Annotated in this window: 23 protein-coding genes and 2 tRNA genes; 13 read left to right on the top strand and 12 right to left on the bottom strand. The window is 47.9% G+C overall.

The genetic code is table 11. The features are described from left to right. Positions 1–15: 15 nt before the first annotated feature. On the bottom strand, positions 16–984 hold the full coding sequence (locus tag CWI81_RS03095; protein ID WP_241970330.1) for a DUF3667 domain-containing protein: 969 nt from the start codon (positions 982–984) through the stop codon (positions 16–18). 154 nt (positions 985–1,138) lie between these two features. Continuing rightward, positions 1,139–1,230 (bottom strand) — tRNA-Ser (locus tag CWI81_RS03090). Between the two features lie 297 nt (positions 1,231–1,527). On the opposite strand from CWI81_RS03090, the gene CWI81_RS03085 reads away from it, so the two are divergent. The 5 genes from CWI81_RS03085 (at position 1,528) to CWI81_RS03065 (ending at position 3,548) form a co-directional block, all read left to right on the top strand. Further along, positions 1,528–2,196: a Bax inhibitor-1/YccA family protein gene (locus CWI81_RS03085; RefSeq protein WP_126783758.1), complete on the top strand. Its 669-nt coding sequence runs from the start codon at positions 1,528–1,530 to the stop codon at positions 2,194–2,196. An 83-nt stretch (positions 2,197–2,279) separates the two neighbouring features. Next, positions 2,280–2,624 carry a DsrE family protein gene (locus tag CWI81_RS03080; protein WP_126783757.1) on the top strand — a complete coding sequence of 115 codons (345 nt, stop codon included), beginning with the start codon at positions 2,280–2,282 and terminating at the stop codon, positions 2,622–2,624. Between the two features lie 16 nt (positions 2,625–2,640). Next, positions 2,641–2,955 carry a DsrE family protein gene (locus tag CWI81_RS03075; RefSeq protein ID WP_126783756.1) on the top strand — a complete coding sequence of 105 codons (315 nt, stop codon included), beginning with the start codon at positions 2,641–2,643 and terminating at the stop codon, positions 2,953–2,955. Next, positions 2,952–3,209, top strand: coding sequence for a hypothetical protein (locus CWI81_RS03070; RefSeq protein WP_126783755.1), 258 nt, complete (start codon positions 2,952–2,954; stop codon positions 3,207–3,209). The genes CWI81_RS03075 and CWI81_RS03070 overlap by 4 nt, the downstream gene beginning before the upstream one ends. A 9-nt stretch (positions 3,210–3,218) precedes the next feature. Then, on the top strand, positions 3,219–3,548 hold the full coding sequence (locus CWI81_RS03065; protein ID WP_126783754.1) for a TusE/DsrC/DsvC family sulfur relay protein: 330 nt from the start codon (positions 3,219–3,221) through the stop codon (positions 3,546–3,548). Here the strand turns inward: CWI81_RS03065 and serS are convergent. The 6 genes from serS to lrp form a co-directional block, all read right to left on the bottom strand. After that, entirely contained in the window at positions 3,545–4,837 is a 1,293-nt protein-coding gene (gene serS / locus CWI81_RS03060) for a serine--tRNA ligase (RefSeq protein WP_126783753.1), read from the bottom strand. The genes CWI81_RS03065 and serS overlap by 4 nt on opposite strands. 7 nt (positions 4,838–4,844) lie before the next feature. Next, positions 4,845–5,240, bottom strand: coding sequence for a fluoride efflux transporter CrcB (crcB, locus tag CWI81_RS03055; RefSeq protein WP_126783752.1), 396 nt, complete (start codon positions 5,238–5,240; stop codon positions 4,845–4,847). Then, positions 5,227–6,582: a replication-associated recombination protein A gene (locus CWI81_RS03050; RefSeq protein ID WP_126783751.1), complete on the bottom strand. Its 1,356-nt coding sequence runs from the start codon at positions 6,580–6,582 to the stop codon at positions 5,227–5,229. Before CWI81_RS03050 ends, crcB begins: the two co-directional genes overlap by 14 nt. Further along, a complete protein-coding gene (gene lolA / locus CWI81_RS03045; protein WP_157983290.1) occupies positions 6,569–7,198 on the bottom strand; it encodes an outer membrane lipoprotein periplasmic chaperone LolA in 630 nt (209 codons plus the stop codon). The genes CWI81_RS03050 and lolA overlap by 14 nt, the downstream gene beginning before the upstream one ends. 21 nt (positions 7,199–7,219) lie before the next feature. After that, positions 7,220–9,637: a DNA translocase FtsK gene (locus tag CWI81_RS03040; RefSeq protein ID WP_126783749.1), complete on the bottom strand. Its 2,418-nt coding sequence runs from the start codon at positions 9,635–9,637 to the stop codon at positions 7,220–7,222. A gap of 75 nt (positions 9,638–9,712) precedes the next feature. Continuing rightward, positions 9,713–10,204, bottom strand: a complete 492-nt coding sequence (lrp, locus tag CWI81_RS03035) for a leucine-responsive transcriptional regulator Lrp (RefSeq protein WP_126783748.1) — start codon at positions 10,202–10,204, stop codon at positions 9,713–9,715. A 142-nt stretch (positions 10,205–10,346) separates the two neighbouring features. Here lrp and ald point away from each other — a divergent pair, with 142 nt between their 5' ends. From ald to infA, 5 genes are all read left to right on the top strand, one after another. Next, complete coding sequence (gene ald, locus CWI81_RS03030; protein WP_126783747.1) at positions 10,347–11,474, top strand: alanine dehydrogenase; 1,128 nt, start codon at positions 10,347–10,349, stop codon at positions 11,472–11,474. A 148-nt stretch (positions 11,475–11,622) separates the two neighbouring features. After that, positions 11,623–12,579 (top strand): thioredoxin-disulfide reductase, encoded by a 957-nt coding sequence (trxB, locus tag CWI81_RS03025; RefSeq protein ID WP_126783746.1) that lies wholly within the window; start codon positions 11,623–11,625, stop codon positions 12,577–12,579. Between the two features lie 20 nt (positions 12,580–12,599). Continuing rightward, the gene (gene aat, locus CWI81_RS03020) at positions 12,600–13,304 is read left to right on the top strand and encodes a leucyl/phenylalanyl-tRNA--protein transferase (protein WP_126783745.1); all 705 of its coding nucleotides are present in this window, start codon (positions 12,600–12,602) and stop codon (positions 13,302–13,304) included. Then, complete coding sequence (locus tag CWI81_RS03015) at positions 13,301–14,017, top strand: arginyltransferase (protein ID WP_198678637.1); 717 nt, start codon at positions 13,301–13,303, stop codon at positions 14,015–14,017. The genes aat and CWI81_RS03015 overlap by 4 nt, the downstream gene beginning before the upstream one ends. A 48-nt stretch (positions 14,018–14,065) precedes the next feature. Next, entirely contained in the window at positions 14,066–14,284 is a 219-nt protein-coding gene (gene infA, locus CWI81_RS03010; protein WP_105306291.1) for a translation initiation factor IF-1, read from the top strand. A gap of 67 nt (positions 14,285–14,351) precedes the next feature. Here infA and clpA read toward each other — a convergent pair whose 3' ends face one another. Together clpA and clpS are read right to left on the bottom strand one after the other, a co-directional pair. Next, positions 14,352–16,622 carry an ATP-dependent Clp protease ATP-binding subunit ClpA gene (gene clpA / locus CWI81_RS03005; RefSeq protein ID WP_126783744.1) on the bottom strand — a complete coding sequence of 757 codons (2,271 nt, stop codon included), beginning with the start codon at positions 16,620–16,622 and terminating at the stop codon, positions 14,352–14,354. A gap of 26 nt (positions 16,623–16,648) precedes the next feature. After that, positions 16,649–16,963, bottom strand: coding sequence for an ATP-dependent Clp protease adapter ClpS (clpS, locus tag CWI81_RS03000; protein WP_126783743.1), 315 nt, complete (start codon positions 16,961–16,963; stop codon positions 16,649–16,651). A gap of 224 nt (positions 16,964–17,187) precedes the next feature. On the opposite strand from clpS, the gene cspD reads away from it, so the two are divergent. Continuing rightward, on the top strand, positions 17,188–17,403 hold the full coding sequence (cspD, locus tag CWI81_RS02995; RefSeq protein ID WP_126783742.1) for a cold shock domain-containing protein CspD: 216 nt from the start codon (positions 17,188–17,190) through the stop codon (positions 17,401–17,403). 82 nt (positions 17,404–17,485) lie between these two features. On the opposite strand, the gene yejK is transcribed toward cspD, so the two are convergent. Continuing rightward, positions 17,486–18,529, bottom strand: a complete 1,044-nt coding sequence (gene yejK, locus CWI81_RS02990; protein ID WP_126783741.1) for a nucleoid-associated protein YejK — start codon at positions 18,527–18,529, stop codon at positions 17,486–17,488. 71 nt (positions 18,530–18,600) lie between these two features. Here yejK and CWI81_RS02985 point away from each other — a divergent pair, with 71 nt between their 5' ends. Then, on the top strand, positions 18,601–20,241 hold the full coding sequence (locus CWI81_RS02985; protein WP_126783740.1) for a DUF3413 domain-containing protein: 1,641 nt from the start codon (positions 18,601–18,603) through the stop codon (positions 20,239–20,241). 82 nt (positions 20,242–20,323) lie between these two features. Continuing rightward, positions 20,324–20,400 (top strand) — tRNA-Pro (locus CWI81_RS02980). 282 nt (positions 20,401–20,682) lie between these two features. On the opposite strand, the gene CWI81_RS02975 is transcribed toward CWI81_RS02980, so the two are convergent. Further along, positions 20,683–21,156 (bottom strand): hypothetical protein, encoded by a 474-nt coding sequence (locus CWI81_RS02975; protein WP_126783739.1) that lies wholly within the window; start codon positions 21,154–21,156, stop codon positions 20,683–20,685. Between the last annotated feature and the right edge of the window lie 53 nt (positions 21,157–21,209).

Here is a 21,209-nt window from a genome sequence, read left to right as displayed (position 1 = left end):
AAACAACCGTTTAAATTAGCTACTCAGAATACCAATGATCACCATGATTACAAAGGACGCGACTAACAAACCTAAATAGATGACTCCGGAAACCAAAAACTTAAAGATGGTGAACGGCCAGCTTTGTTGATAAAAGCGTTTTTGCGTCAGCAATAAATAAAGTATCAGCCAAATCAGCAGTAGGTTGCCTACCCAGTCAGCTAACACATAGACCCAACGCCAGTAATCGTAAGCCAACAACGGCGTTGTCAGCTGTTCAAGCACGGTTACCAGCATTAATGTCAGCAAGATAAAAGCATGGGTATGCAACGCAACTGTCAGGTGTTCAAGGTAATAGCGGTGTCCGAATAAATAGATCAGCTTTAAGAACAACGCCCAAAATGGCAGCATTAACAGCATCATTTGCGGTGTCATTGATACCAGTTTTTGCGAGAACTGCTGCGGATTCTGCATCAAGTAAGCAATTTTATTCTCTAACTGTTTTTCTTCTTCGGGACTCATCAAGGGTAAATCAGTTTCTTCCAGGTTAAGGCCTGTGGTTTTTGAAATATCGGCACCTTCTGGCAGGTACGTCTTAGCTTCCTCGGGAATTGACTGCTCGAGTTCTTTTTGGACTTCTTCTAACTTTTGCTGCTCTTCGGCGGAGGGTGGCTTTACCTCAAAATCTATAAGAGAGGTCAGGACCATAAACGACACTAACGAAATGAAAAAATACAGGCGCAACGGGGGAACGTAAGACGCATGCCGACCTCGCACAAACTCAAGTGACAAAAAGCCAGGCTTAAAAAATAGACCAACCAGGGTGCGATAAAAGCGTGAATCCCAGTGCCCAATTTCACCAAATAAATCGCCGACAACGGCAAACATGCTGCGAATATATTGTTTGTCCTGCTGTCCACAATGATGACAATACTCTCCCTGCAGCTGCTCATGACAGTTCTTGCAGGTGTTGTCTTTAGTCGGCATCGGCGTTTCAGTATTCATGATAAATTCCGTTTTCTATGGAATATATCAGTTTAGGGGGATTTGTCGACTTGTTACGAGGGTGGGATTGACTCGCGCCATCCTTGGCGCTCTATCTCCAAGAATTAAAAACAAAAAGGCCCGCTCGATTGAGCGGGCCTTTTTGTTTTTAATTTGGCGGAGAGGGAGGGATTCGAACCCCCGGTGGGTATGAACCCACGCCTGATTTCAAGTCAGGTGCATTCAACCGAGCTCTGCCACCTCTCCGAATTGTCCGTTTGGGTTATTCCCCGTCAAGACGAAGCGAATATTAAAGGGCTAGGTTTCGCTTGTAAAGTAAAAATTTAAACAAAGTTGCAGTTTTAAGTTTGTTTGGTGACTAAATAGCCAAAAAGACGGTATTTCGACCAGCAAGGCCCCTATTTCGTTAAAAATAGCCTTGTTATTACTACCCAAGCCCCCTACTTATAAGATAGTATCGACAATAGATAATTCATTCACAGACGTAGAAACTTTTTTCCCAATTAAAAGTCTTATAATTAGTGATTTAACACGGAGATAACTATGAACGACCGTAGTCAGACGTATGTCGGTCAGCAGGACTCGACACTGGCCGTAAACAAAGTACTAAGAAATACTTATTCGTTGTTAGCAATGACACTGGCATTCAGTGCCATTACTGCAACCATCAGCACCATGATGAACTTGCCTTATCCTGGCTTCATCCTAACGCTGATAGCTTACTTTGGCTTATTGTTCGCGGTTCATAAAACCAAAGACAGTGCCATGGGTATCGTGTTTACCTTCGCCCTAACCGGCTTCTTAGGTTACACCTTAGGTCCGCTACTTAATATGGCGTTAGCGATGCCTGGTGGCGGCGAAATGGTCGCGACAGCATTAGGCGGCACCGCACTAACCTTCTTTGCCACATCGGCTTACGTGTTAACCACGAAAAAAGATATGTCAAAATTGGGCGGCGTTGTCATGGCAGGTATCATCATGGTGTTTGTTGCCATGATTGCTAACTTCTTCTTCCAGATGCCTGCGCTGCAATTAGCTATATCAGCGATTATGATTCCATTAATGGCAATGTTGATTATGTGGCAAACCAGCTCGATCATTCATGGTGGTGAGCGTAATTACATTATGGCAACCGTAACCCTGTATGTTTCGCTTTATAACTTGTTCGTTCACTTGCTATCATTACTGATGGCGTTTGGCGGCGATGAATAATCCGCTTAAACAGCAGCGAATTTAACAAACGCCCCGCTCAGCGGGGCGTTTTTGTTTCTTCAGTCATAAACTTGAGATAGCCGATGAGTAAATTGTGTTTGGTTTTGCAGCGCAGTATCAATGAGGCGTCGTTTAGCGAGCGTGCATTGCGCTTCGCCCGACAAGCTGTGAGCGAAGGCCACCAGCTTAACTGTGTGTTCTTTTATCGACAGTCAGTTGACCATGCGCAAAATAACTTAAACGGCGACAGCAAAGCACTGCAGCAACAATGGCAGAGCTTCTCGCAGCAGAGTCAGGTACCATTAGTTGCCTGTCATACGGTCGCTGAGCGGCTCAATATCAATGACTTTGCAGAAGGCTTTGAGGATTCGGGTTTGACCGCGCTGGTTGCGGCCATGGCCCAAGCCGATCGCACGTTACAATTTTAATCCGGAGCCAGCCAACATGAGCAAACGCACTGCCATTTTACAAACCGCTGCCGCCAATACCGATGCGGCCACCGAGGCGCTGGATCTGGCGTTAGCAATGGCGAGCATGGACCAGTCGGTGCAGTTAATATTGGCTAGTGAGGCGGTAAACTGCATCAGCGACAACCCCAGCAAACGTTACGCAATGCTGGAGTTACTGGAGGCGGAGCCAATTCTGGTGTTTACCGATGAGCCGCTGAGCAATCCCCATCAGCTGGATATTGAGATAATCTCGAGCCAACAACTTGCGCCACAGCTAAACAGCTACAATGAGGTTTTACAGTTTTCATGACACTGCACTGGATAAGACATCAAACACTGACAGGCTGGCTTAAGCAACACGGACAATTGCTCGCGGCAAATGATAAAATACTGCTAACGGACACCGCTTTAACAGAGTTACCCGCAACCTGCGACTGCGGCAACGCAATCTACGCCCTAAGCGAAGAGTCGTTAGCAACAACACTGCCTGACTACATAGAACAACTTGATGATAAACAATGGCTAGAGCTGGTGTTAGACTGTTCTCAGCAACTGACCTGGTAGTAACGAACAATGATTGAATTTAACGGCAAGCACTACGAAACCGATAAGCACGAATACCTTGCGCACCTTGATGACTGGAGCGAACCGCTGGCTTTGCATATTGCGCAATTAGAAAATATTGAAATGTCCGATGCGCACTGGGAAGTGGTTTACTTTGTGCAGAATTTCTATAAAGAGTTTGATACCAGCCCGGCCATGCGGGTGCTGGTTAAAGCCATGAAGAAACAACTGGGCGAGGATAAAGCCAACAGCCGCTATCTTTATAAGCTGTTCCCAAAAGGACCAGCGAAGCAGGCAACCCGTATTGCCGGGCTGCCTAAACCGGCTAAATGCATTTAAGCAGAAATACGCTCTAGCCCGCCCATGTATGGACGTAGTACTTCCGGCACGATAACCGAGCCGTCGGCCTGTTGGTAATTTTCTAATACCGCGACCAGAGTCCGGCCCACAGCTAATCCAGAGCCATTAAGGGTGTGCAGCAGCTCCGGTTTTTTCTGACCTTTACGACGGAAACGGGCTTGCATACGGCGCGCCTGAAAATCACCCATGTTAGAGCACGAGCTGATTTCACGATAAGCGTTCTGAGCCGGTAACCAAACTTCCAGATCGTAAGTTTTGGTCGCACCAAAGCCCATATCGCCGGTACACAACAACATCTTCCGGTACGGCAGTTCTAGCTTTTGCAATACCGCTTCCGCGTGCGAAGTTAACTGCTCCAGTGCATCCATAGAGTCTTCTGGCTTAACCATCCACACCAGTTCCACTTTATCGAACTGATGCTGACGGATAAGACCACGAGTATCCCGACCATGAGAGCCGGCTTCGCTACGGAAACACGGCGTATGTGCAGTCAGTTTAAAAGGCAGCGCATCTTCGTCCGCAATTTCATCACGCATCATGTTGGTCAACGGGACTTCAGCCGTTGGAATCAATGACATCGGGATCTGATCTTGTGATTCGCCTTCGATATGAAACAGATCTTTGCCGAACTTTGGTAACTGACCGGTGCCGTACAAAGAATCGTGATTGACCATGTAAGGTACATAAGTTTCGCTATAACCGTGCTGGTCGGTGTGCAAATCCAGCATAAATTGCGTTAGCGCACGATGTAACCGGGCAATGCCACCGCGCATTACGACAAACCGCGCGCCGGTTAGCTTAGCTGCCGTTTCAAAGTCCAGACCCTGCGCCAGGTTTTCGCCGACATCAACGTGATCTTTAACCTCAAAATTAAACTGACGGGGTTCGCCCCAGCTTGCGATTTCTTGGTTCTGCTCTTCGTCTGCTCCAACCGGTACGCCTTCAGCAGGAAGGTTTGGCACACCCATGATGATGTCCTGCAGCTGCTGTTGTACCGATTTTAATTCTTCTTTGGCAGCATCCAGCTGATCACCCAAATCACTTACCGCATCCAGTAGCGGTTGAATATCTTCACCGGCGGCTTTGGCTTTGCCAATCGCTTTTGAGCGGCTGTTACGCTCCGCCTGCAATTGTTCGGTGCGTACCTGAATCTGCTTGCGCTGCTGTTCTAGCTTTTGCAAGGTATCAACATCCAACTCGAAACCACGGGTTTTAAGCTGTTCAGCCGTCTGTTCTAATTCTTCGCGGAAATATTTCGCGTCTAGCATGAGTGTCCTACTTAACTGAGATATTCAACAAACTGTTCATCAACATCATCGCGACAACAACTGCCGCGACACAAAGTATTACATTAAGACCAACGTGCAGCAGTGCTTTTGCCAACTCGCCTTGTGCCATCATTGCTACCACTTCCACCGAGAAGGTCGAGAACGTGGTAAAAGCACCGAGTACACCAACACCGATAAACAATCGCCAGCTTTCTGCTACCGACTGCTGTTGCGTATAGGCAAACAACAGGCCCAATAAAAAAGAGCCCAATATGTTAACGGTCAACGTCGCAAAAGGGAACCGCGGCGCGTGACTGATTAGCGCTAAACTAACTGCATAGCGTGCTCCTGCACCAATCGCACCACCCAAAGCAACCCATAGCAAAGCACTAAGATGCGCCATTATCTCTGCCTCGCGCCCAGGGGCTGCGTTCATCCAGTGACTGCAGTCTTAATAGTTTTTCTTTTATTTTTATTTCTAAACCGCGTTCGTTGGGTTGGTAAAAGCGCGTATCCGCTAACTCATCCGGTAAATACTGCTCTCCGGCCACATAGGCATTGGGGTAATCATGCGCATACTTATAATCATCGCCATAGCCCTGCTCTTTATGAACCTTAGTCGGCGCATTGCGCAGATGCTCCGGCACCTCGCTGTCACCATATTCTTTAGCCGTGCGTAAGGCTTGTTTAAAGGCATTATAGACGGCATTACTTTTTGCCGCACAGGCACAGTAAATTACCGCTTGAGCAATCGCCCGTTCACCCTCTGCGGGACCCACTCTGTGAAAGGTATCCCAGGCATTTAACGCGAGCTGCATAGCACGCGGGTCAGCGTTACCAATATCTTCTGAAGCAATCGCCAACAGCCGCCGGGCAATCACCAGCGGATCGCCGCCACCGACTAACAAACGAGCATACCAAAATAGCGCACCATCCGGCGATGAACCTCGTACCGATTTATGAAACGCCGATAGAATATCGTAAAAATGATCGCCTTGATGATCAAAGGCAGTGGCTTTTTCGCCAATAGCATCCGTGACCATCTCAACCGTTACCTGTTGCTCATCTAACGGCAGATAATCAGCCACCACTTCCAGGTAATTCAGCAACCGTCGCGCATCCCCGCCGGCCAGATCCAGTAATCTGGCCCTGGCTTGCTCGTCTAATTGCAACTGACGGCTACCCAGGCCTCGTTCAGTATCCGTTAAAGCACGCTCAAGCAGTTGCTCTAAATCATCCTTTGTCAGCGCCTGTAAACGGTAGACACGAGCTCTGGACAACAGTGCGTTATTCAGTTCAAAGCCGGGGTTCTCGGTGGTTGCACCGATAAATACCACGGTGCCATCTTCAATATGCGGCAAAAAAGCGTCTTGCTGGCTTTTATTAAAACGGTGCACCTCGTCCACAAATAATAGGGTTCGGGTACCTTGTTGTTGCGCTCGTGCTTTCGCTTCTTCGATCGCTTGTCGGATATCTTTAACGCCGGAAGTAACAGCGCTCAGTCGACTAACCGTTGCATTCGCATGAGCCGCAATAAGCTCTGCCAGCGTAGTTTTCCCGGTGCCGGGCGGGCCCCATAAGATCATTGAATGTAAATGACCCTGCTCTACGGCAGTGCGCAAGGGTTTACCGACCGCCAATAAATGTTGCTGGCCAACATAATCACCGAGCTGACGCGCCCTTAGCCTTGCTGCTAACGGCTGAAAGTCCGGACTAAAGTCTAATCCAAGGCTATCGTTGGTCATCCACGTCCACCCCGTCAGGGATATCAAAATGGAACAAATCTGCCTTCAGCGACGGATTAATAGCGACATCCTGCAAACTTAGCTCAATGGTATCGCCCTGCTCCTGCTTTAGACGTATTTGCTGTAACACATCGTCCGCAAAAGTCAGTTGCAGCGAGTTACTGCCTTCAATCTGTTCGACTAAATATTGGTCCTCACCCGTTACTGACACCCGATAGTCCTGCCACTGGGCTTCGCTACCGGTCAATAGCAATAACATCGGGCTATTGGCTGCTGCATCGTCTTGTCGATACAGCGTTACTTGCTCTACAAACGGGTTGTAATACCAAACAGTATCGCCGGAAGCGATCATTAAGGTATCGTCCGGTGGATCTGTCCGCCAGCGCAGCTTGTTAGGGCGCTGAATCGCCAGCTCACCGGTTAACTGCTGCAGCATATCGCCGTTATCAGCGGTTACCGTTTGGCTAAAGTCTGCTGACAAGCTCTGCATTTTAGCTAACTTTTCTTGTACTTGTTGCTTCGCTGAAAGGTTATTGTCCTGGGCAAAAGCCTGGCTGGTTGAGCCAATAAACATCAGCAACGACAAACTAACACCAGACACTACTTCTTTTAACATGTGCATTCCTTTTATTGGCTGTTAGCGCGCCGGTGGAGGTGCGATAACGTCACGCTGGCCATTATTGCCGGCACGACTTACGACACCACTTGTCTCCATTTGTTCGACAATTCGCGCTGCTCGGTTATACCCAATCCGGAATTTTCGCTGAACACTGGATACTGACACCCGCTGTGTCTCGGTAACAAAAGCAACCGCATCATCATAAAGCGGGTCCGATTCGGCATCATCATCTTCGTTTTGCTCGCCCGGCAATAGGGCTTCATCGCCCTGGTCTCCGGACAATATCTCTTCCAGATAATTAGGCGAGCCGCGTTTTTTCCAGTCGGCGACAACGGCGTGCACTTCGTGATCGTCTACAAAGGCACCGTGAACCCGCACCGGCGAGCCACTGCCCGGCGGCAAGTACAACATATCGCCCTGCCCCAACAACTGATCAGCGCCCGGCTGATCGAGGATCGTGCGCGAGTCCACTTTAGATGAAACCTGAAAGGCAATTCGGGTCGGAATATTCGCTTTTATCAGACCGGTTATAACGTCTACTGACGGACGCTGGGTCGCCAGTATCAGATGGATACCGGCCGCACGGGCTTTCTGTGCAATACGTGCGATAAGCTCTTCCACTTTCTTACCGACGATCATCATCATGTCGGCAAATTCGTCGATAACCACCACAATGTTCGGTAATTTTTCCAGCTCTGGCGGCAATTCATCCATTGAATCGCCCGGTTTCCAGATGGGATCCCGCAGTGGTTTACCCTGCTCCTTCGCTGCCGCTACTTTTGCGTTATACCCTTTTAAATTACGCACCCCAAGGGCCGACATTAACTTATAACGTCGCTCCATTTCGCCAACACACCAGCGCAACGAGTTGGCAGCGTCTTTCATATCGGTGACCACTTCGGTCAGCAGGTGTGGAATACCTTCGTAAACCGACAGTTCGAGCATTTTCGGGTCAATCATGATCAAGCGCACATCTTCGGGTGTGCTTTTGTACAGCAGGCTCAAGATCATGACGTTAACGCCAACCGATTTGCCGGAGCCAGTGGTACCAGCTACCAATAAATGTGGCATTTTAGCTAGGTCTACCACCACCGGATTACCGGCAATGTTTTTACCTAAAATCATGGTTAACGGAGACTGACTATTCTGAAACGCATCGCAGTTAATCACTTCGCTCAACTGCACCACTTCGCGGTGTTTGTTCGGTAACTCTAAGCCAACGTAGGATTTGCCCGGGATAACTTCGACCACACGTACCGCCACTGCGGATAAGGTGCGGGCGATATCTTTTGCCAGGTTAGAAATTTTAGAAACCTTCACACCCGGCGCTAAATCGAGTTCAAATCGGGTAATCACCGGGCCTGGTTGAACGTGCGCGACCGTCACATCAACACCAAAATCCTTAAGTACGGTTTCGACTGTGCGCGATACTTGTTCGAGTTCTTCCTGGGTGACTGGATGCTCTTTCTTATTGGGTCTATCCAATAACTCTATAGAGGGTAGCTTAGTCAGATCAGAGTCTTCTTGTTCTGTCACGGTCAACGCGGTGGATGCACCTTTTGACTCTGCTTTTTTAATATCTGGTTTGGTTTCTGCTGCTTGCTTTGAAAACTTAGGCGGCTGCTGATTATCCCCGTCTTCATCGTCAAGTGCATTTAACGACGGTAAATCCAAAGTTGGTTCTGCCCGGTCGTCAGCCGATTCGTCTTTGCCAAACAAGCCCTCAAGGTCAACCTCAGGTTCATCGGCACGACCTTTTTCGTCGCTGTCTATGGCTAACAGGCTATCATCGGGGGCCGCAGCGTCATCCGCGCCTTTTTTGTTTGGCTTGTCGCTCTCGCTGCTGCGGTTATTCCAGGTCTTGCTGACTTTTTCGACCAGCCACAGCACACCGTTAATGGTCCACTCACCCAGCCGGTCCGCGATATAAAGCCAGCTAACTCCGGTTACCAGAGTTAAACCCGTGGCTAAAAACGTTAACAGCAACAATGTCGAGCCGACAAAATTGAGATAAGGCAATAAAGACGCGGCAATGACATCGCCGAAGATACCGCCGGCGGAAAAGTAATAAATATCATCAAAGTTAATTGAGGATAAAGCCGAGGCCCCAATTAACGTCAACAATGCGCCAACCAGGCGTAAACTAACGGCCAGGTAATCAAGTTCCAGTAGTCGGTGCGTCTGACGGAAGATAAGGTAGCCAAGCCCGGCAAAAGCGAACGGAATTAAATAGGCCACAAAACCAAAGGTAAATAACAGGACGTCCGCGGTCCAGGCGCCAATAGCACCTCCCGCGTTATTAATAGAGCCCTCGAAACCTGTTTGTGACCAGCTCGGATCGGCCGGATTAAAACTCACCAGCGATAAAAAAATAAATATCGCCAGTGCTCCGCTGAGCAATAAACCTGCTTCGAGTAATCTTTGTACACCTGTCATAGTGCGTAAAATAGATCCTGTTATAGTTGTTATATCCTGCTGATGCTTCGATTGTAGCGAAACTGACGCCGAATGTTAGCCCTTTACTAATACTTTATTTTCTTGCTTCACTTCTTCCATGACCACATAAGTACGCGATTCATCCACACCGGGCATCATTAACAGTGTTTCACCCAACAGTTTTCGGTAAGCACGCATATCGGGAACCCGAGCTTTAATCAGGAAATCGAAATCTCCGGCAACCAGGTGACACTCAAGAATTTCATCGGTTTTACGGGCTGCCTCACTAAATTCGGCGAAAGCATCAGCAGAAGTGCGGGTTAATGTTATTTCGACGAACACCATGAGGTTAGCACCCAGTTTTGCCGGGTTAATTTTCGCGTAATAATGCTCAATCACTCCCTCGCGCTCTAACTTGCGAACTCTCTCCAGACAAGCAGTGGCGCTCAGGCCCACCTGTCGGGCCAGTGCGACGTTAGATATACGACCGTCGCCTTGCAAAATGCGCAGGATCTTCCGGTCAATTCTGTCAATAGTGATTTCTGCGGGTTCTTCAGCAATAAACATAATTTTTATTTATTATTTAAATCAATAGCCAAATATAACACGGTTTTAGCCCCTAAAAAAAGTACGTCATACACTGCCCTTTCCGTCTATAATTTGCGCCATTAATCCACTGTACTAAAAACCTTAATTTAGAGGCTGTGAAATGCTAATTGGTGTTCCTAAAGAAATTAAAAACCATGAGTATCGTATTGGTTTAACTCCTGCAGCAGTGCGCGAATATGTTGAAAATGGTCACGACGTTATTGTTGAAAATAACGGCGGTGCGGCAATTGGTTTTACCAATGACCAATACCTGGAAGCCGGGGCTAAAATCATCGACACGCCAGAAGAGATTTTTGCTCAAGCGGATATGATTGTAAAAGTAAAAGAACCACAGCCTAATGAGTGCAAAATGCTGCGTGAAGGTCAAATCTTGTATACCTTCCTGCACCTGGCCCCAGACCCTACCCAAACAGAACTGTTGGGTAAATCAGGCTGTACTGCTATTGCCTACGAAACCGTTACTGACACTCGCAATGGTTTACCATTATTAGCACCAATGAGTGAAGTCGCCGGCCGTATGTCGATTCAGGCAGGCGCCCATTACCTGGAAAAAGTTCACGGCGGTAGCGGTACCCTGTTAGGCGGCGTACCAGGTGTTGCTCCAGGTAAAGTTTTGATCATTGGCGGTGGTGTTGTCGGCACTAACGCAGCGAAAATGGCGATTGGCCTTGGTGCCGAAGTAACTATTCTGGATCGGTCATTACCACGCTTGCGTGAGCTTGATGATATTTTTGCCGGTCGTGTTCAAACCGTTTACTCAACGGTAGATGCTATCGACAAATATTCTCGCGAAGCAGACCTTGTGGTCGGCGCCGTGTTAATCCCGGGCGCTGCAGCACCTAAGCTGCTTACCCGTGACAACATCAAAAATATGAAGCCAGGCTCAGTGTTGGTTGACGTCGCTATCGATCAGGGCGGCTGCTTTGAGACGGCTAAAGCGACTACCCACCAGGATCCGGTTTATATCGTTGACGACGTAGTTCACTACTGTGTTGCTAATATGCCAGGCGGCGTTGCCCGTACCTCAACCATTGCACTGAACAATGCAACATTGCCTTACGGCATCGCGTTGGCTAACAAGGGTTTGAAAGCGATGTTAGAAAACGATCACCTGTTGCGTGGTCTGAACATGCATAAAGGCAAGATTACTTACAAAGCCGTGCACGACGATTTAGGCGAAAAGTTAGGGCTGGATTACCAGGACCCTCGCGACGCGTTGCAAGCGTAATTAACGCGACGAGCTAAATAACTAATAAAAGGCCTGCACTCGCGCAGGCTTTTTTGTTTTCGCTCTTGTCGCTCAGCCTTGCAAACCCTACAATCGACCCCAATAACTTATTAAATATTGTAACGAACAAAGAGGTTAGGAGTATCCAATGGCCGACGCCAAACACTGCAAATTATTAATTTTAGGATCCGGCCCCGCCGGCTACACAGCCGCGGTTTATGCCGCTCGCGCCAACCTTGACCCAGTTATGGTCACCGGCATGCAACAAGGTGGTCAGTTAACCACGACCACTGATGTTGAAAACTGGCCGGGCGATGCCGAAGGCCTGACAGGTCCTGATTTAATGGTTCGCATGCAGCAACATGCCGAGCGTTTTAATACCGAAATCGTATTCGACCACATTAATAGCGTCGACTTTTCGGAGCGCCCTTTCCGGCTTAAAGGCGATGTCGGTGAGTACACCGCAGACTCGGTTATTATCAGCACCGGAGCCTCGGCAAAATACCTTGGCTTAGATTCCGAAGAAGCCTTTATGGGTAAAGGTGTTTCGGCCTGTGCGACTTGCGATGGTTTCTTTTATAAAAAGCAAAAGGTGTGTGTTGTTGGCGGCGGTAACACCGCAGTCGAAGAAGCACTATACCTGTCGAACATAGCCAGTGAAGTCCATGTTATTCACCGTCGCGATACTTTCCGTGCAGAAAAGATCCTGGTCGATCGCCTGCATGAGAAAGAGCAAAACGGTAATGTCGTCTTCCACCTGAACAAAACTCTGGACGAAGTTCTGGGTGATGAAATGGGTGTCACCGGTGTCCGCATTAAAGACACTAACGAAGGCAGCTATAAAGAGCTTGATGTAGCTGGCTGCTTTATCGCTATCGGTCACCAACCTAACACCGGTATCTTTGATGGCCAGTTAGAGATGAACAACGGTTATATTCAGGTACAAAGTGGTTTAGAAGGCAACGCCACAGCCACCAGCATCCCGGGCGTATTTGCCGCTGGCGATGTTATGGACCATGTTTACCGTCAGGCAATTACTTCTGCTGGCAGCGGTTGTATGGCTGCACTCGATGCGGAACGTTACCTTGATGCTCTAACAAAATAAATGCAGGAGATTGAGCGCCTATGATTGTGCAGTTAAACAGTCGCTCAATCAGCTTTCCTCCGCCAGCGACAGCGTTATACGAGCCTAACGGGCTACTCGCTGTCGGTGGCGATTTATCACCCGAGCGTCTGATGCACGCCTACCGGCATGGTATTTTTCCGTGGTTTGGCGATGGTGACCCAATTCTCTGGTGGTCGCCTAATCCACGAGCCGTATTTTTCCCGGACCAGATTCATATTTCTAAGAGCTTGAAAAAAGCCAGTCGCAAGCTGCCCTGGCGGGTTACTATTAATCATGACTTTGAACGCGTTATCGAAGGCTGCGCCACTACCCGCGAGCACGAAGGCACCTGGATAACCGACGAGATGTACAATGCCTACCTGCGACTCAGTCAATTGGGTCATGCTCATTCCGTAGAGGTGTGGCTCGACGATAAAATCGTCGGCGGTTTGTACGGCATTTCTGTTGGACGGGCGTTTTGTGGCGAAAGCATGTTTCACACCTATACCAATGCGTCTAAAATCGCTTTATCGGTTTTTGCTCAGGAATTTGGTCGAGCCAGTGGTCAGCTTATCGACTGCCAGGTGGCTAACCCTCACCTAAGCTCGCTGGGGGCACGCAATATTGATAGGGATAAGTTTTTATTACAACTGCAGTTAGCGCAGCAAGCTAACCTTCCCGCTGGCTTCTGGTCACCGCGAGAACTCGAGGTTTCAATCACATGACACTGCAATTCGGCATTACTCGCGAAACAAAGTGCGGTTACCTGCCGGACCGCAATGAACGACTGCTGGTTGCGATCACTGATGAGCAACCGCCAATGTCGGTAGCGCTTTACCAACATTTATTAACCCATGGTTTTCGCCGTTCTCACAATGAGGTGTATCGGCCTTACTGTGCGTTATGCCAGGCATGTCAGTCATTACGCGTATTGGCCAATGAGTTTAAACCGAGTAAAAACCAACTACGCGTGATTAATAAAAACAGCGACTTACAGCGCACGATTGTGACCAAGCCCGGCAGCGATTATGACGCTCTGTTCTGTGACTTTATTGAGCAACGCCATAAAGATGGTGGCATGTATCCACCCGATGCTAAGGCGTTCTGGCATTGGTGCCACTGCGATTGGATGACAACCCGTTATGTTGAATGGCGCGATGCCGACAACAAGCTGGTCATGGTGTCGGTAATCGACACCGTTCCTGACGCATTATCAGCCATGTACACCTTTTTTGCACCGGATCAGCACAAACGGTCACTGGGTACTTTTTCAATTTTACAGCTAATTGAACTGTGTCAGCAGCAAAACAAGCCATTTTTATACCTTGGCTACCAAATCGATGACTGTGACAAAATGAACTACAAGGCCCGTTTTACGCCAAACGAACGACTCATTGGCAATCAGTGGAAAAAAGCGGTAAAATCGCACACACTTTAAGTTATCCGTACGAAAAATCGTACAACAACCAAAAATCAGAGGATATTAATGGCGAAAGAAGACAGCATTGAGATGCAGGGCACCGTATTGGAAACCCTGCCCAATACAATGTTCCGTGTTGAGCTAGAAAACGGACACGTCGTTACTGCGCATATCTCAGGTAAAATGCGTAAGCACTACATCCGTATTTTGACAGGTGATACGGTGACGGTTCAGTTAACTCCTTATGACCTTAGTAAAGGTCGCATCGTCTTCCGCGCTCGTTAACAAGTACCAATAAAAAAAGCTGCTCAAATGAGCAGCTTTTTTTTGCTTCTAGCCCGGCGTTCAGGCGTTAACTTTCTACCGCCTGGCTACTGCTGTCATAGTCAAAACTCAATTCACCATCTGAGCTTTTCGAGACTTTGACGCTACCGCCTCTGGCCAGTTGACCGAACAAGATTTCATTGGCAAGCGGTTTTTTCACGTGCTCCTGAATCACTCGACTCATTGGACGTGCGCCCATCTGCTTGTCATAGCCTTTCTCGGCTAACCAATCAATTGCGCCTTGATCAACTTGCAATGAGACACCCTTACGATCCAGTTGCGCCTGCAATTCGGTAATAAACTTATCAACCACCTGCTTGATAATTTCTTCACTAAGGTGATTAAACCAGACAATACCATCCAGACGATTTCGGAATTCCGGCGTAAAGGTGCGGTTAATTTCGGCCATCGCATCGTGGCTGTGATCCTGCTGCTTAAAGCCAATAGACTTGCGAACCGTCTCACGCACACCCGCGTTGGTTGTCATAACAATGATGACATTGCGGAAGTCTGCCTTGCGCCCGTTGTTATCCGTCAGCGTACCGTTATCCATTACTTGTAATAAGATATTGAATACATCCGGGTGAGCTTTTTCAATCTCATCCAGTAACAGTACACAGTGCGGCTGTTTGATGACCGAATCGGTTAACAAGCCGCCCTGATCAAAGCCGACATAGCCCGGAGGTGCACCAATTAAACGACTGACCGCGTGACGCTCCATATATTCGGACATATCAAACCGAACCAGTTCAATGCCCATGGCCTTAGCCAGTTGTTGGGTAACTTCTGTTTTCCCCACCCCGGTAGGACCGGCAAACATAAATGAACCGATTGGCTGATGTTCGTTGCCCAAGCCGGAGCGCGACAAACGGATGGCCGAGGTGAGCTTATCAATCGCTTCATCCTGACCAAACACCACCATTTTAAGGTTCCGATCAAGCTGCTTTAACACGTCTTGGTCGGTTCTCGACACCGATTGCTCCGGTATCCGTGCAATCTTCGCAACAATGTTCTCAATGTCTTGCACGCCGACAGTCTTACGCCGTTTAGACGGCGGCAATAAACGCTGCGAGGCGCCGGCCTCATCCATAACATCGATAGCTTTGTCCGGCAGATGCCGTTCATTGATGTATTTTGCCGATAGTTCTGCTGCGGCTTTTATTGCCGGTTGCGTATAGCGAATGCCATGGTGGCTTTCGTAACGGTCCTTTAAGCCCATCAAAATCTTGGTGGTGTCCTCGACTGAAGGCTCGACCACATCCACTTTCTGGAAGCGGCGTACCAGTGCTCTGTCTTTCTCAAACACGTTCTTAAATTCAGTGTAGGTGGTTGAGCCAATGCATTTTAGCTGACCACTAGAGAGCAGCGGTTTCAATAAGTTTGAGGCGTCAAGCACCCCACCACTGGCCGCACCCGCGCCGATAATGGTGTGGATTTCGTCAATAAATAGTATTGCGTCATCCTTTTCGCTTAACTCTTTTAACAGCTGCTTAAAGCGCTTTTCAAAGTCACCGCGGTACTTGGTTCCTGCCAGTAAGCCACCTAAATCTAATGAGTAAATAACTGCATTTTCGAGAATTTCTGGCACATCTTTGTTAACCACGCGATAAGCCAGACCTTCGGCAATAGCCGTTTTACCAACGCCCGCTTCACCCACCAGCAATGGGTTATTTTTGCGACGACGACACAGAATTTGAGCGCAGCGCTCAACTTCGTGATCGCGACCAATTAGCGGGTCGATCTTGCCTTCCTGCGCTTGTAGGTTCAGGTTGCTGCAAAAGCGTTTCAGATGGCTCTGTTGTTCTTCCTGAACTTCTGCGGCTTCTTCTTCGTCCAACGGCTCATCCGGCGCTTCTTCGCCCTGCATACGAGATATGCCATGAGAGATAAAGTTAACAATATCCAGCCGGGTAATATCGTGTTTATTCAATAAATAAACAGCCTGCGACTCTTGTTCACTGAAAATCGCGACCAGCACATTAGCACCGGTAACCTCAGCGTTACCCGATGACTGCACATGAAACACAGCGCGTTGTAAAACTCGCTGAAAGCCCAGGGTAGGCTGCGTGTCGACGCTTTCATCGTCAGATTCAAAGCTAGGCGTACTGCGATCTATGTAGCTAAGTAACTCTTCTTTTAGCTGGTCAAACTCCGTTCCGCACGCGCGCAACACCTCTGCTGCATCCGGATTATCCAGCAACGCGACTAACAGGTGCTCTACCGTCATTAACTCGTGATGACGCTCACGCGCTAAACGAAACGCGTCATTTAACGTCAATTCAAGGGCTTTGTTCAACATATACCACTCCTTACGGTCACGCTGGTTTACTCCTGCTCCATTGTGCAAAGCAATGGATGCTGGTTTTCACGAGCATACTGGTTGACCTGTACAACTTTTGTCTCTGCAATTTCTGCGGAGTAAACTCCACAGACCGCTTTCCCTTTATAGTGCACCTGCAACATGGTGTCAGTCGCACGTTCCTGGTTCATCTTAAAAAATCTCAACAACACTTCAATAACGAAGTCCATCGGTGTGTAGTCATCATTATTAAGTATGACTTTATACATCGACGGAGGTTTCAGCTCCTGTTTTTCTTTTTCTTCAAGATCATGCAGATGTTGATGGTCAGACTGACTCATGAGTTAACAACCTATTCTCACTATAGTGTATTTGTTACGAGCTTTCTCAATCTATTTTCGAAAAAAGTTAACAAAAGTGTTGATTTTTTCACCGCAAATGCTTGACTATTACACTGCGTTTCCTAGAGTAAAACATGGTGTTGCTCGTTAAGGATTTCAAGCAGGATCCGGCAACACTTACATAATAATAAACATTCTCTGTTGCAAAAGAAGGAAGTAGAAGTATGGCTACCGGAAAAGTCAAATGGTTCAACAACTCAAAAGGCTTCGGCTTTATTGAGGCGGAAGACCGCGAAGGTGACATTTTCGCGCATTACTCAACCATCGATATGGAAGGGTACCGCACTCTCAAAGCAGGTCAAACCGTTGAGTTTGAATTGGAGCAAGGCCCTAAAGGCTTGCACGCCTCCAATATTGTTCCGGGAACCACCGACAAATAGTGGTTTTACCCTAACACCGTATTTATCCTCAAAACGCCGGTTTAAACACCGGCGTTTTATTTTGCCTCTCACTCATCTCTTGCTAACTATCAATACCAAAATAACGCCGTAATTGATCACGCAAATTAGGTGGTGTGCCATGAATTGTTAAGGTATCAGTGGCTACGTCGTACTTTATACGCTCACCCAACTGAGTATGATCAAAACCAACGCTGACACCGCCGCCCTGCCCCTGAAACTTGACCAGCTTACGTAATGTTGATTTGTCTGCCGGAAACTCTTCAGGTAGTTCTGCTTCGCGCTGTTTTGCATAATCACGGCTAAAGTCTTCAAAGCTCAGCTCCTGTGGCTGCGCTTGTTCAAAATGTTGCGATAAATCCTTTACGCTAACATCTTCGCCCTGCTTCCACTGCTGATCACAATATTCATAGGCGACCGCATTTAAAGACTGCCGTTGCTGCGGCTCCAGGTCGGATTCTTTGCCATATTCGGTGACCGCTTCAATTAACGTCTGGGTTTGCGACTTTGAATTTAAGCGCTCGGTACAGCCCAGAAAATCCAGGAAAAAGTCAGACACTTTACGACCGACACGCCCTTTAATAAAGGAGATGTAACGTTCGCTGTCCTGATTCGTTTCCCACTCGGTTAAATCAATTCGAGCCGCCAGTTGCACCTTATTAATATCCAGCTGCGACGATTTATTAACCGCCAAATCTGGATTGATAGAAACACCCTCTTTTACCGGCAAAAAAGCCACCAACAAATAATCAGTGCTTAAATGCTGGTAGCGCGTAACCAATAGAAAACCAGCCTCCAACATGTTGTAGTTTTGCAGCTGCTCGAGCAACAATTTGGCAGCCTGCTGACTGAAATCAACAAACTGTAATTGACCGCCGTGCCATTGTTTTAGCTGCTCCGGAAAAGGACCGCTGTCGCCCTCATCGGATTCGGTCAAAAAGCTCGCGTATCCCTTTGCCGGTTTATTGGTATAAACTTGGGTTAGCTCCTCTAATAATTCATGAAGCTGTTCGTCTTCAGGTAACGCTTCCGGAGCCAAACGCAGCCCAACTTTGTCGTCGTGGCTGTAAAATTGATGAATGATGCTGTTTTCAATGCGCAGTTGCATATGTGGGACTATCCTTGCAAAATCGCTGTGTTAGACTAATGGCTAATAGTGTATCACGGGAATAATAAAGAATGGGAAAACACCAACGCCGGGATAAAATTGCTCGACTTATCAGTTGGGGACACTGGTTCACCTTTATTAATATTATTCTTTGTCTGGCACTCGGTAGTCTGTATATCGAAGCTACCCCTTCCGCAGAATCGGCTTTAGGCACTCTTTATACGATCGTTAGCTGGATCGGACATTTCGCGTTTTTGCCTTTTGTATTCTTTATCGTACTTATCTTCCCGCTGTGCCTGGTGCTTCCCTATTCGCGCATATTAAGAGGCTGGTCCGCGCTTATCGGCTCGTTGGGCATTATCGCTCTGGCAGCCGACTTATTGTTCTTCCGTCAGTACGGCTACCACCTTAACGCCTACTCTCTGGCGCAGATGGCGAAGGATGCAGAAACGGTATTTACCGGAGCCAGCTTTCTAATCATCTTAGCCGTATTGCTGGGCTTTTTGGTCTTACTAGGCTTTGAGCTGCTGATTGCCAATTACACCTGGAAACACTTACAAGAACTGCAAAAACGCCGCCTTGGAGCACCTGCCGTATCAATTTTTGTATTGTGCTTTTTTGCCAGCCATTTAACCCACGTTTGGGCCGATGCGGAGCTTTATGAGCCAATTACGCAACAGGACGATATGTTCCCGCTGTCTTATCCCACGACGGCTAAAACATTAATGGCCAAGCATGGCGTTATCGACGTCGAGAGTTATCAAGCTCAGCAGCAGATGCTGATGGCCGCCGATAATATTAAGCTGCGCTACCCACAAAACGAAATGCTGTGCACCAAGCTCAACGACGACACGTCGATTACTCTTATCGTGTTCGATCGATTGAATGCCGAGAACCAGGAAAAGTTAGCCTATGTTGCCGACCAGGTTCCGCTTAGTCCGGTGAATACCCAAATGTTAGGCCATCCAAGTCGCGAGGGCGGCCTATTCCAGCTGCTGTATGGTTTGCCCGACTTTTATCTGGATACGATTGAAACCCAGCAGGTAACGCCCGCCTATATAAAACCCTTGGATGATTTTGGCGTGCAAAGTCACTGGATTGAAACCGAAAACTGGTCAAACAACCTGCAGCTGGATCAATTTAACCAGCAATGGCAGTTAACCGCGCTGGATGACTTTATCCCACGTCCGCGCAATCAGTTTAACGTTATTTTTATATCTCAGGATGACGTTGAAAGCATGTACAAACTATTTGCGTTAACAGCCAATCACAAAGTCATTGTCACTTCGCTAGCGCCGGCAGACTCAGAGTCTTTGCTTGGGCAGCAACAGTTTATGCCGAAAAATATGTCGGTACCTTTGTATGAACGTGGCTTTAACTTGCCAAAACAGCCAATCGCCGGCTTGATGGATGTTGTACCCACTGCCCTTGGTGACATGATGTCGTGCGCCGGTGGCACCAAAAGCTTTAGTAATGGTGAGAACCTATCTAAAGGTGGCGAGCGCTGGCCGCTGGTTGAAACCTATAGTCCCTACATTGTTATTTACGATGCCGCGGAAATTACGATTTTAGACAACACCGGCCAATTTAGTGTCTACGACAACCAGACCTTTGACCTTAAAAAAGGTGCCGAACCACCGGTTCCGGTATTGATTGATGCGTTAAAGGATCTAAAACGTTTTAGCCGCGACAGCAGCAACACAAACGATTGATTATTTTTACAGCAGTCGTGTGGGATTGGTGACAATAAACCTTGCTAAATTCCCTCAGATCCGTAACATATCGCTCCACGGTCGGCGTGTGGCGCAGCTTGGTAGCGCACTGTCATGGGGTGTCAGGGGTCGGAGGTTCAAATCCTCTCACGCCGACCAATTCTTCTTAGTTTAATCTCATTTATATCAAGCCTTTATCAACTCTCTTTTAAAAGTCTATGCTTCACTAATCTTGTTTCTTAAAGTGAAATGTTTATCTCGTGTCATTGCCATCAAGTTTTCTTTTAGCTTTTCAATTGAAAGGATTATAGGTCTAAAGACTGAGAAGCAGCTAAAAAGCCGATAGCTAAAACTCTTTCTCACCGGGCTGCTTTGTGCCAACAGCGGACGTTAACGCGGAGCGCGCCGGCGCACTTTAGTGCCTCCGAGTTACGCGAATTGTTATAAATTTTCTCGGACAAACTGCTCAACGCTGAGATGCCGTCCCTTGCTTTGGTAATGCCCATCTAAGGCATAGGCCATATTTTCCAGCGGAGCGTTGTTATACCCAAAATATTGAATCTCTCGAATGTAGCGCTCGATGAAACCTTGAGGAGCGAGCTCTCGCCACTGCAACACATGAACCAACTCGTGGAAGTGAACCCGAAGCTCGTTTGCAGCCTCTTTCTTTATGTAATAGGTATCATTGTAGGTAATACCTGCTAGGTCCATGTCGATGAAGTCTCCTAAACCTGCTTCCCGGAGTCCTGGAAAGTCAGGCTTCGGGATTTCGTCGGTAACAACGAAAAACGCTGTTTTCATAAATTCAGGCGAGTAGAAACCGTTGAAATGCTCTTCAAAGATGGAGCAAGATCGACGCACTTCCTTATGTGAGGAGTTCACCTGATATATCCATGACTCGATCTCTTCAATCATTACTCCTCCTATTCATAACGCTTCAATAACCGGCGCAGCTTTGCTGCGTCCGG

Source organism: Idiomarina seosinensis, from assembly GCF_003987275.1.
GTDB lineage: Bacteria > Pseudomonadota > Gammaproteobacteria > Enterobacterales > Alteromonadaceae > Idiomarina > Idiomarina seosinensis.
Note: the sequence above shows the minus strand (reverse complement) of the source record. Positions and strands in the feature narration are given on the sequence as shown.

Bases quoted from the DNA above. Each gene is read 5' to 3' on its own strand.
- CWI81_RS03095 (WP_241970330.1), bottom strand. From the start codon at position 984: ATGAATACTGAAACGCCGATGCCGACTAAAGACAACACCTGCAAGAAC.
- CWI81_RS03085 (WP_126783758.1), top strand. From the start codon at position 1,528: ATGAACGACCGTAGTCAGACGTATGTCGGTCAGCAGGACTCGACACTG.
- CWI81_RS03080 (WP_126783757.1), top strand. From the start codon at position 2,280: ATGAGTAAATTGTGTTTGGTTTTGCAGCGCAGTATCAATGAGGCGTCG.
- CWI81_RS03075 (WP_126783756.1), top strand. From the start codon at position 2,641: ATGAGCAAACGCACTGCCATTTTACAAACCGCTGCCGCCAATACCGAT.
- CWI81_RS03070 (WP_126783755.1), top strand. From the start codon at position 2,952: ATGACACTGCACTGGATAAGACATCAAACACTGACAGGCTGGCTTAAG.
- CWI81_RS03065 (WP_126783754.1), top strand. From the start codon at position 3,219: ATGATTGAATTTAACGGCAAGCACTACGAAACCGATAAGCACGAATAC.
- serS (WP_126783753.1), bottom strand. From the start codon at position 4,837: ATGCTAGACGCGAAATATTTCCGCGAAGAATTAGAACAGACGGCTGAA.
- crcB (WP_126783752.1), bottom strand. From the start codon at position 5,240: ATGGCGCATCTTAGTGCTTTGCTATGGGTTGCTTTGGGTGGTGCGATT.
- CWI81_RS03050 (WP_126783751.1), bottom strand. From the start codon at position 6,582: ATGACCAACGATAGCCTTGGATTAGACTTTAGTCCGGACTTTCAGCCG.
- lolA (WP_157983290.1), bottom strand. From the start codon at position 7,198: ATGTTAAAAGAAGTAGTGTCTGGTGTTAGTTTGTCGTTGCTGATGTTT.
- CWI81_RS03040 (WP_126783749.1), bottom strand. From the start codon at position 9,637: ATGACAGGTGTACAAAGATTACTCGAAGCAGGTTTATTGCTCAGCGGA.
- lrp (WP_126783748.1), bottom strand. From the start codon at position 10,204: ATGTTTATTGCTGAAGAACCCGCAGAAATCACTATTGACAGAATTGAC.
- ald (WP_126783747.1), top strand. From the start codon at position 10,347: ATGCTAATTGGTGTTCCTAAAGAAATTAAAAACCATGAGTATCGTATT.
- trxB (WP_126783746.1), top strand. From the start codon at position 11,623: ATGGCCGACGCCAAACACTGCAAATTATTAATTTTAGGATCCGGCCCC.
- aat (WP_126783745.1), top strand. From the start codon at position 12,600: ATGATTGTGCAGTTAAACAGTCGCTCAATCAGCTTTCCTCCGCCAGCG.
- CWI81_RS03015 (WP_198678637.1), top strand. From the start codon at position 13,301: ATGACACTGCAATTCGGCATTACTCGCGAAACAAAGTGCGGTTACCTG.
- infA (WP_105306291.1), top strand. From the start codon at position 14,066: ATGGCGAAAGAAGACAGCATTGAGATGCAGGGCACCGTATTGGAAACC.
- clpA (WP_126783744.1), bottom strand. From the start codon at position 16,622: ATGTTGAACAAAGCCCTTGAATTGACGTTAAATGACGCGTTTCGTTTA.
- clpS (WP_126783743.1), bottom strand. From the start codon at position 16,963: ATGAGTCAGTCTGACCATCAACATCTGCATGATCTTGAAGAAAAAGAA.
- cspD (WP_126783742.1), top strand. From the start codon at position 17,188: ATGGCTACCGGAAAAGTCAAATGGTTCAACAACTCAAAAGGCTTCGGC.
- yejK (WP_126783741.1), bottom strand. From the start codon at position 18,529: ATGCAACTGCGCATTGAAAACAGCATCATTCATCAATTTTACAGCCAC.
- CWI81_RS02985 (WP_126783740.1), top strand. From the start codon at position 18,601: ATGGGAAAACACCAACGCCGGGATAAAATTGCTCGACTTATCAGTTGG.
- CWI81_RS02975 (WP_126783739.1), bottom strand. From the start codon at position 21,156: ATGATTGAAGAGATCGAGTCATGGATATATCAGGTGAACTCCTCACAT.